Source organism: Streptomyces sp. NPDC026377 (genome assembly GCF_055567715.1).
This window is the reverse complement of record NZ_JBVHPV010000013.1, coordinates 242,999-252,699: the sequence shown is the minus strand read 5'-3', so window position 1 is coordinate 252,699 and position 9,701 is coordinate 242,999. Positions and strand designations below refer to the sequence as shown.

Sequence of the window (9,701 nt, the reverse complement as noted above, 5' to 3'; positions counted from 1 at the left end):
TTCTTCACCGCGCCCGCGATCGCCTTGGAGTCCACCGCGTCCACGATCAGCGCGTCGACCTTGTTGGTGATCATCGTGTCGACCTGCTGCGTCTGCGTCGTCGCGTCCTGCTTGGCGTTCGCGTAGACGATCTTGCCCTTGCCGTTGGTCAGCTCGCTGACCTTCTTCTCGATGAGGGGCTTGTCGAACTTCTCGTAGCGCGCGGTCTGGTTCTCCGGCAGGAGCAGACCGATCTTGATGTCGTCGCCCTTCTTGGAGCCGTTCGACTCCTTCGTCTTGTCGCCCGACTCCTTGGCGCTGCCGCAGGCGGCGAGAGAGACGGCCATCGCGGTGGCGGCCACGGCCACGGCGGCACGACGCGTACGCGTGTTCATTCTGGAACCTCCCTGACGAGGCCGCGACGTTGCGGCCGAGGTGGCTGGAAGTCAACTCGGCTGTAGGGCCACCGTCAAGGAGTAAATCCTTAACGAGATGACAACGGTGCCATCCGTTATCTAAGTGAAGGCAGGAGCCCCGGCCGGGAGAGCACTCTCCAACAGGGTCGAATCGCCCATTTCGCTCAGTACCAGAGCCAGCGCGCCGAGCACCTCGGCGCGGCCGCCCAGGGCCCCGGGAAGGACCGAGAGCTGGCGCGCCGCACTGGGAATGGCGTACCGCGACACGGAGTCCCTGATGGGCCCGAGGACCAGCTCCCCGGCCTCGGCCAGGTCGCCGCCGAGCACCACCCGGCTGGGGTTGAGCAGGTTGCAGAGGTTGGCGACACCGCTGCCGATGTGGCGGCCCACGTCCGCGACCACCCGGCGGCACCCGGGGTCCCCCTCGCGGGCCAGCTGGACCACCCGTTCCATGGTCAGATCGGCCCCGTGGCTGGACTGGAGCAGCGGCAGCACGTACCGCGCCGCGGCGAAGGTCTCCAGGCAGCCCCGGTTGCCGCAGCGGCACACCGGGCCCGACTCGTCCAGGGTGATGTGGCCGATCTCGCCGGCCGTGCCGCCCGGGCCCCGGTAGATCTGCCCGTCGATCACCAGACCGGCGCCGACACCGCTGGCCACCTTGATGTACGCCAGGTCCTTGACCCCGCGCCCGCTGCCCCACACCAGCTCGCCCAGGGCGCCCAGGTTGGCGTCGTTGTCGACGTACACCGGCACGCCGAGGCGGCCCGAGAGCTCCTCGCGGGGGTTGATGCCGGTCCAGCCCGGCAGGATGGCCGTGGAGCCCAGCGTCCCGGACTCGACGTCGATGGGGCCGGGCACGCCCAGACCCACCCCGATGACCTTGTCCGGACCGATGCCGGTGGCCGCGATCAGGCGGTTGACCAGCTCTTCCGCCCGGCCGAAGCCCTGCGCGGAGGAGGCGTCCACGTCGAGCGGCTCGGCCTCCTCGGCGAGCACCTGGTGGGCGAGGTTGCCGACCGCGACACGCAGGTGGGTGTGGCCGAAGTCGACGCCGATGACAATGCCGGCGGAGCCGCTGAGCGAGACGCTGCGGGCCCGTCGGCCCCCTGCCGAGGTGGGCGTGACCTCGACGGTTCCGCCGTCCTTCAGTTCACGAACGATATTGGAGACCGTCGCCGCGGACAGGCCCGTGGCTCTGGCGATCTCGGCCTGGGTGAGCGAGCCCGCCATGCGCACCGCGCGTACGACCCGCTCCAGGTTGGCCCGGTGCAATGACGTCTGCGACCCCGGAGTCTCCATCGACTCATCCACTCCCGCCGTAGGCGGGCGGCACGACGGCCGCCCCCGCACGGGACCGCAACTCTGAGGCCCCGCCCTATCTCCAACATGTGAACTCTAAGCTGAGCCTTTCGGGTTGTCTCCCGTCAAGACCTGAGCAGTGGGACATGACACGGGACCGCCCGTCGGCGTGTCGCCGACGGGCGGTCCCGGGGTGGATACGGAGGGTGACGAACCGCTATTTGAGTGCTCCGGCGGTCAGTCCCGCGACGACCTGGCGCTGGAAGACGATGTACGCGGCGAGCACCGGCAGCATCGCCATCACCAGGCCCGCCATGAGGCCGGACCAGTCGCCCTTGTACCCCTGGCTGGTCGCGAGCTCGACCAGGCCCTGGGAGAGCACCCGCTTGTCGGGGTCGGTGTTGAGCACCGTCGGCAGCATGTACTGGTTCCACTGCCCCAGGAAGTTGAAGATTCCCACGCTGATCAGACCCGGACGGGCCATCGGGAGCATCACCTGGAAGAAGGTCCGGGTGTGCGAGGCGCCGTCGATCATCGCCGCCTCGGCGATGGAGCTGGGCAGCGTCCGGAAGAACGAGGTGAGGAAGAAGACCGTGAACGGCAGCGAGTACGCGATGTAGACCAGGATCAGGCCGTGCGTGGTGTTCAGCAGGCTCAGGTTGTTCATCACGTAGAACAGCGGCACCAGCGCCAGCATGATCGGGAAGCTCATCCCGCCGATGAACAGGTAGTAGATGAACCGGTTCCCGGGGAAGTCGAAGCGGGCCAGGACGTACGCGGCCATCGAGCCGAGCAGCAGCGTGCCGATGAGCGAGCCGCCCACCACCAGGACGGTGTTGAGGAAGTAGTCGCTCATATGGGCCTGGGTCCAGGCCCGTGACCAGTTGTCGAAGTGCAGCCTGTCCGGGAGCGCCCAGGGGGTGGACAGGATCGAGTTGTCGTCCTTGAAGGACGCCATGACCGCCCAGAGCAGCGGGATGACGACCATGAACGCCCACAGGACGAGCACCGCGTGGGAGAAGACGTTGAGGGCCGCGCCCTCGCTCCTCTTCTCCTTCTTCACGGGCGCCGCCTGCTTGGCCACGGGCGGGCGCTCCTCGGCGAGGTCGGCGGTCGAGGTGTCAGTGGTCATGAGAACTCCAGCCGCTCGCGCCGGCCCAGTCGCATCACGACCGCCGCGAACAGCAGCGTGACGAGGAGCAGCGCGACACCGATCGTGGTCGCGTATCCGGCCTGACCGTCGCGGAACGCCGACTGATAGACGTAGAGCGGCAGGACCGTGGTCGAGTAGTCGGGGCCGCCCGGGCCCACCGTCATGATCTGCACGGAGGCGAAGGCCTCGGCGCCGAGGGCGAGGATGCCCATGTAGACCCAGCCGGACTGCACGGTGTCCCAGAGCAGCGGCAGGGTGATCCTGAAGAACGTGGTGAAGCGGCTGGCGCCGTCGAGCAGCGCCGCCTCGTAGAAGTCCTTGGGGATCGACGCCATCCCGGCCGAGAACAGGACGACGAAGAAGCCGACCGTGGACCAGACCAGCACGGCCATGACGCAGTAGAGCGCCAGATCCGGGTCGCCCAGCCAGTTCGGCTGGACGCTGCCGAGCCCGACCCCCTTGAGCGCGGAGTTGATCACACCGTTGTTGGGGTTGTACGCGAACTGGAAGAGCAGCGCGACGATCGCGATCGAGAGCACCTGCGGAAAGAAGTAGGCGATTTTGTAGAAGCCGGAACCGCGCACTCCGGCGATGGCGGCGCCCTTTCGGCGCCGCCCCCCGACATTGAGCATGAAGGCGAAGAACAGTGCGAGGCCCAGCGTCACCAGGGGCAGCAGCAGGACGAAGAGCAGACTGTGCTGCAACGACTTCCAGAAGATGTCGTCGTCGAACATCCGCGTGTAGTTGTCGAAGCCGACCATCGTGAAGTCCGGGCTCAGACCGGTCCAGTCCGTGAACGAGTAGTAGATGGACTGGATGAACGGCCAGATGACGAAGAGTGAGTACAACGCCAGTGGGAGTACCAGAAATCCCACGATGAACCGGTACTTGCCGTGTTGCATGGTTACCGACCCCGATCTGCTGGCGGGTGCCGCCGCTGGTGACGCCTGGCCACTGCCGCTACTTCTTGTGCTTGTAGTGCTTGATGTTCTGGTCCTGGGCGGCCTTGTCGGCGTACCCCTGGATCTTCTTGATGGTCTCGGCCGGGGTGGCGCGGCCCGCCATCATCTCGCCGAGACCGGCGACACCGATCTGCTCCTTCTGGAGCTTCACATACCAGTCCTGAAGGCGCGGGTTGACGACGTTCGTGCCGGCCTTCTTCAGCGCGTCGACACCCGACTGCAGAGCGGTCGACAGGGCCAGGCCGTCCGTGCCGCCGTTGAAGGCGGAGAGCGACTTCACCTGGGTGGTGAAGTTCTTCGAGGAGGCCTCGCTGAGCATGATGCGCAGCTGCTCCATACCGCCGACCGGGTTCTTCGCCTTGGCCGGGACGATGAAGGGCTCGCCGCCGGACGCCCAGATGGTGCCGAACGGCATCTTGTCGTTGCCGTCCAGGCCGGAGGGCGCGCCCACCATCATCTTGAAGTCCTTGGGCGTGGTGGGAGCGGCCTCGTTCTCCACCCAGGAGCCGTTCGGGATGAACAGCGCCTGCCCCTTGGTCCAGGCGGTCTGCGACTGGATGTGGGTCATACCGGGCGTGCCCTGGAGGATGTAGCCCTTCTTGAAGAGCTCGTAGTACGCCTCGAAGGCGGCCTTGACGGCCGGGTGCTCCCAGGCCTTCGGCTCCAGGTTGTCGATGGCGTCCAGGACCTCGCGCCCGCCGATCTTGGCGATGAACGGGTAGAGCGAGAAGGGCAGGTAGTACGGGTACTTGCCCGGATAGGTCCAGCCCGCGATGCCCTGCTTCTTCGCCTTCGCGCACAGGGCGAGCATCTCGTCCCAGGTCTCGGGGTACTTCGCGTCGAGCTTGTCGAGCGCGGTCTGCGAGTACCACACGCCGTACACGGTGTACGCGTAGTAGAAGACCCAGCACTGGTCGCCGTCGAACTGGCCCATCTCGACGATGCCCGGCCGCAGCGTGTCGCGGACCTTCTTGCCCGGGTCGTCGATGGAGGGGGCGTCCAGGAGCGGGGTCAGATCGGTGAGCTGGCTCTTGCCGACCAGGACGCCCATGTCCATCTGCTCGGCGCCCGAGTTGTCGATCAGGTCCGGCGGGGTGCCGCCGTTGAACTTCGGCTGAAGCTCCGACTGGATCTTCTGGGTCTTGTGGAAACTGATCTTCGCCTTCGGGAACGCCTTCTGGTAGACGGCGTTGGCGTCGGTGGCGTACTTGGTGCCGAAACCGCCGTCGAAGATGACGACGTCGAGAGGGGCCGACTCATTCACCGCGAGCGGGTTCTTGTCGGATTTGGTGCCCTTCTCGACCTTCTTGTCGCCGCCGCTGTCGCCGCTCGCGCAGGCGGACAGGAAGCCCATCGCCGGAACGCTGATCAGACCGAGTGCGGCGGACCGCTTGATCAGATCGCGACGGCCCAGGCCCTCATTGCTCTCGTGGGCGGAGGTGGATCCCATGCTCAAGTCCTCGCCTTCTCCAGGACTCAGGCGGTGTACCGGTCGCCCGTACCGAATCGCCTGCAGGCGAAGGGCCCCGCCACCGCGGTCAGTTGTGCTGAAGCTTGGGTAGTGCAGGGTACGCAGCGGATACGTCGGATGTGCGGAGGATGACGTGCCGTTGCTTCCCCGACGTCCCCCGTCCCCCGGGCCCGCCGGTTTCCCGGCGGAGCGGACGCCGACAGGTATAGTCCACTTTCCGTCAACTGAGCAAGATCGAAAGCACGGTTGGACGGCATCCTTTCCCGAGTTGAGACCTCTTGGATATCTGATGGCGGAGCGCGGTGGGCCGGACCCCCGCGAGCCTCTCGCGGCGTCCCGAAACGCCCAGGCCATTTGCCCTCAACGCCCTTGACAGCACCGACGACTTGCCTTCCTACTGGATCCTGCATTTTCTCCCTGACAACGTTGTCCAGATCGTATGACCGGCGTGCACCGGCCTTCGCCGTGGTGTGTCCTGTCATGCGCCCGCCAATGGAAGGCCCCCTATGCTGCCCAGATCCCGGCTCCGCCAAGGGCCGTCGGCCGCCCTCGCGGCGGCCTCCTTCCTGCTCGTGGTGACGGCCCAGGGAGCCGCGACGGCCCAGGCCGCCGCCCAGCCCTCGCGGACCGGCCAGGAGTTCCGCACCTCGTTCGAGACCGGCCAGCCGCAGCCCGACTGGCACGACACCGTGGAGAGGGGCCCGGACGGCAGCAAGCGCGCCTCGGGCGTCGACGGCGGCTTCGCGAGCGGCATACCGGGCAGCGTCACCGACCGGGTGACGGCCGTGCGGGCGAGTGCCGAGAACGACGGCTCGGGCGAGGTGAAGGAGAACCTCGTCGACGGCCAGCCGAGCACCAAATGGCTCGCCTTCCAGCCCACCGCCTGGCTGGAGTTCGACCTCGACAGCCCGGTCAAGGTCGTCACGTACGCGCTGACCTCGGCCAATGACGCGGCCCCGCGCGACCCGCGGGACTGGAAGCTGAAGGGCTCGGCCGACGGCGCCACCTGGACGACGCTGGACACCCGCTCGGACGAGACGTTCGCCTCCCGCTTCCAGACCAGGACGTACGACTTCACCAACTCCACGGCGTACGCCCACTACCGCCTGGAGATCACCCATAACAGTGGCGCCGACCTCACCCAGCTGGCCGATGTGCAGTTCTCCGACGGCGACACCAGCACCCCGGTCCCTCCGGACATGCGGACTCTGCCGGACCGCGGCCCCGGTGGCTCGCCCACGGCCAGGGCCAACGCCGGATTCACCGGAAAGAGGGCCCTGCGTTACGCCGGTACGCACAAGGCGGACGGCCGGGCCTACTCGTACAACAAGGTCTTCGACGTGGACACCCGGATCGGCCGGGACACCGTCCTCGACTACAAGATCTTCCCGTCGATGCCGGAGACCGACCCCGGTTATCCCGCCACGAACGTGTCGGTGGACCTGGCCTTCACCGACGGCACCTATCTGAGTGATCTCCAGGCCCTGGACGCGCACGGCGGCCGGCTCACCCCGCAGGGCCAGGGCGCGGCGAAGACGCTCTACGTGAACCAGTGGAACGAGGTGTCCTCGCGCATCGGCGCGGTCGCCGCGGGCAGGACGGCCGACCGGATCCTGGTCGCGTACGACTCGCCCAGGGGGCCGGCGAAGTTCCAGGGCTGGATCGACGACCTCTCGATCGCCCCGAAGAAGCCGGAGAAGCGCCTCGCGCACCTCTCCGACTACGCGCTGACCACCCGGGGCACCAACTCCAGCGGCTCCTTCTCGCGCGGCAACACCTTCCCGGCGACGGCGGTCCCCAACGGGTTCAACTTCTGGACCCCGGTGACCAACGCGGGCTCGCAGGACTGGCTCTACGACTACGCCCGGCGCAACAACGCCGACAACCTGCCCACCCTCCAGGCCTTCTCCGCCAGCCACGAGCCGAGCCCCTGGATGGGCGACCGGCAGACCTTCCAGCTGATGCCGTCGGCCGCGGCCGGGACCCCGGACGCCTCACGGACCGCGCGCGCTCTGCCGTTCCGGCACGAGAACGAGAGCGCCAGGCCGTACTACTACGGCGTGACCTTCGAGAACGGCCTCAAGGCCGAGATGGCGCCCACCGACCACGCGGCGGCCATGCGGTTCACCTATCCCGGTGACGACGCGAGCGTGCTCCTCGACAACGTCAACAACAACGGCGGCCTCACCCTGGACCCGTCGACCTCGTCCTTCACCGGCTACTCCGACGTGAAGAGCGGACTCTCCCAGGGCGCCACCCGGCTCTTCGTGTACGGCGTCTTCGACGTACCGGCCACCTCCGGCGGCAAGCTGCCCGGCGGCGGGGGCGCGGACGTCACCGGGTATCTGCGGCTGAAGCCCGGCAAGGACCGGACGGTCACCCTGCGTCTGGCGACCTCACTCATCGGCGTGGACCAGGCCAGGGCCAACCTCACCGCGGAGATCCCGCAGGGCACGTCCTTCGAGCGGGTGAAGCGCCAGGCCCAGCGCGCCTGGGACCGGATCCTGGGCCGGGTCGAGGTCGAGGGCGCGAGCCACGACCAGCTCACCACCCTCTACTCCTCGCTCTACCGGCTCTATCTGTACCCGAACTCGGGCTTCGAGAGGGTCGGGGCCAAGGACGTCTACGCCAGCCCCTTCTCCCCCGGCACCGGCCAGGACACCCCCACCCGCACCGGCGCGAAGATCGTCGACGGGAAGGTGTACGTCAACAACGGCTTCTGGGACACCTACCGCACGACCTGGCCCGCGTACTCACTGCTCACCCCGGGACGGGCCGGCGAGATGGTCGACGGGTTCGTCCAGCAGTACAAGGACGGCGGCTGGATCTCGCGCTGGTCCTCGCCCGGCTACGCGGACCTGATGACCGGGACCAGCTCGGACGTGGCCTTCGCCGACGCGTATGTGAAGGGCGTGAAGTTCGACGGCGAGGCCGCCTACGAGGCCGCGCTCAAGAACGCCACCGTCGCCCCGCCGTCCGCGGGGGTCGGCCGCAAGGGCATGGACACCTCGCCCTTCCTCGGCTACACGCCGACCTCCACGCACGAGGGCCTGTCGTGGTCCCTGGAGGGCTGCCTCAACGACTACGGCCTCGCGAAGATGGGCCAGGCGCTCTACGACCGGACCCACAAGTCCCGCTACAAGGAGGAGGCGGCGTACTTCCTGGGCCGGGCCCGCAATTACGTGAAGCTCTTCGACTCCCGGGCGGCGAGCGCCGGTGCGGGCGCCCCCGGCTTCTTCCAGGGCCGGGACACCAAGGGCGCCTGGCGGGTGCCCAGCGCCTCCTACGACCCGCGGGTCTGGGGCCACGACTACACCGAGACCAACGGCTGGGGCTACGCGTTCACCGCCCCGCAGGACTCCCGGGGCCTCGCCAACCTCTACGGCGGGCGCCCGGGCCTGGCGCAGAAGCTCGACGCGTACTTCGCGACCCCGGAGACGGCCTCCCCCGACTTCGCCGGTTCGTACGGCAGCGTCATCCACGAGATGACCGAGGCCCGTGACGTCCGGATGGGCATGTACGGCCACTCCAACCAGGTCGCCCACCATGTGACGTACATGTACGACGCGGCCGGGCAGCCCTGGAAGACACAGGAGAAGGTCCGCGAGGTGATGAACCGCCTCTACACGGGCAGCGCCATCGGGCAGGGCTACCACGGCGACGAGGACAACGGCGAGCAGTCGGCCTGGTACCTGTTCTCCGCGCTGGGGTTCTATCCGCTGGTCATGGGCAGCGGCGAGTACGCCGTCGGTTCACCCCTGTTCACCAGGGCGACCGTCCACCTGGAGAACGGCCGCGACCTCGTGGTCAGGGCGCCGGGGAACAGCTCCCGCAACCTCTACGTCCAGTCGCTGAAGGTGAACGGCAGGGCGTGGAACTCCACGGCGCTCCCCCACTCCCTGCTGGCCCGGGGCGGCACGCTGGACTTCGCGATGGGGCCGCGTCCGTCGGCCTGGGGCACGGGCGAGAAGGCGGCGCCGGTTTCGATCACGCAGGACGGCAGGGTTCCGGTGCCGCCCTCCGACGCGACCACGGTCGGCGGTCCGCTCTTCGACGACACCTCGGCGACGTCCGCCTCCTTCGGCTCCGCCGAGCTGCCGGTGGCGTCGGCCACGCGCGCGGCGCAGTACACCCTGACGTCCGCCGACCGGACGAAGGCCCCCAAGGAGTGGGTCCTCCAAGGCTCTTCGGACGGGACGAAGTGGGTCGATCTGGACCGCCGCTCGGGCGAGTCGTTCGCCTGGGACCAGCAGACCCGGGTGTTCACGGTGGCCCGGCCCGGCACGTACGGGCACTACCGGCTGGTGCCGGCGGGCGGACCGGTGACGCTGGCCGAGATCGAGCTGCTGCGCTGACGGCCCCATCCGGTGGGCGCGCGTATCGAGTTGGCTGCTTTTACCTCAAGCCGATTGACATGTAAA

Annotated in this window: 6 protein-coding genes; 1 reads left to right on the top strand and 5 read right to left on the bottom strand. The window is 68.1% G+C overall.

The window, feature by feature from the left end:
* The 5 genes from ACZ4MU_RS25730 to ngcE form a co-directional block, all read right to left on the bottom strand.
* Nucleotides 1-374, bottom strand: a 374-nt coding sequence (locus tag ACZ4MU_RS25730; protein WP_467880948.1) for a substrate-binding domain-containing protein, incomplete at its 3' end; no start/stop codon positions are given.
* A 120-nt stretch (nucleotides 375-494) separates the two neighbouring features.
* Nucleotides 495-1,694, bottom strand: a complete 1,200-nt coding sequence (locus ACZ4MU_RS25725; protein ID WP_467880945.1) for an ROK family transcriptional regulator — start codon at nucleotides 1,692-1,694, stop codon at nucleotides 495-497.
* A 217-nt stretch (nucleotides 1,695-1,911) separates the two neighbouring features.
* Entirely contained in the window at nucleotides 1,912-2,826 is a 915-nt protein-coding gene (locus ACZ4MU_RS25720) for a carbohydrate ABC transporter permease (protein WP_467880942.1), read from the bottom strand.
* On the bottom strand, nucleotides 2,823-3,749 hold the full coding sequence (locus tag ACZ4MU_RS25715) for a carbohydrate ABC transporter permease (RefSeq protein WP_467880939.1): 927 nt from the start codon (nucleotides 3,747-3,749) through the stop codon (nucleotides 2,823-2,825). Before ACZ4MU_RS25715 ends, ACZ4MU_RS25720 begins: the two co-directional genes overlap by 4 nt.
* Nucleotides 3,750-3,807: 58 nt before the next feature.
* Nucleotides 3,808-5,259, bottom strand: coding sequence for an N-acetylglucosamine/diacetylchitobiose ABC transporter substrate-binding protein (gene ngcE, locus ACZ4MU_RS25710; RefSeq protein WP_467880936.1), 1,452 nt, complete (start codon nucleotides 5,257-5,259; stop codon nucleotides 3,808-3,810).
* Between the two features lie 527 nt (nucleotides 5,260-5,786).
* Between ngcE and ACZ4MU_RS25705 the strand changes: the two genes are divergently transcribed.
* Nucleotides 5,787-9,635: a GH92 family glycosyl hydrolase gene (locus tag ACZ4MU_RS25705; protein WP_467880933.1), complete on the top strand. Its 3,849-nt coding sequence runs from the start codon at nucleotides 5,787-5,789 to the stop codon at nucleotides 9,633-9,635.
* The last annotated feature ends 66 nt before the right edge of the window (nucleotides 9,636-9,701 follow it).

What these genes read in the sequence shown, in the direction of transcription:
- ngcE (WP_467880936.1), bottom strand. Translation starts at nt 5,259, where the DNA reads ATGGGATCCACCTCCGCCCACGAGAGCAATGAGGGCCTGGGCCGTCGC.
- ACZ4MU_RS25705 (WP_467880933.1), top strand. Translation starts at nt 5,787, where the DNA reads ATGCTGCCCAGATCCCGGCTCCGCCAAGGGCCGTCGGCCGCCCTCGCG.
- ACZ4MU_RS25725 (WP_467880945.1), bottom strand. Translation starts at nt 1,694, where the DNA reads ATGGAGACTCCGGGGTCGCAGACGTCATTGCACCGGGCCAACCTGGAG.
- ACZ4MU_RS25715 (WP_467880939.1), bottom strand. Translation starts at nt 3,749, where the DNA reads ATGCAACACGGCAAGTACCGGTTCATCGTGGGATTTCTGGTACTCCCA.
- ACZ4MU_RS25720 (WP_467880942.1), bottom strand. Translation starts at nt 2,826, where the DNA reads ATGACCACTGACACCTCGACCGCCGACCTCGCCGAGGAGCGCCCGCCC.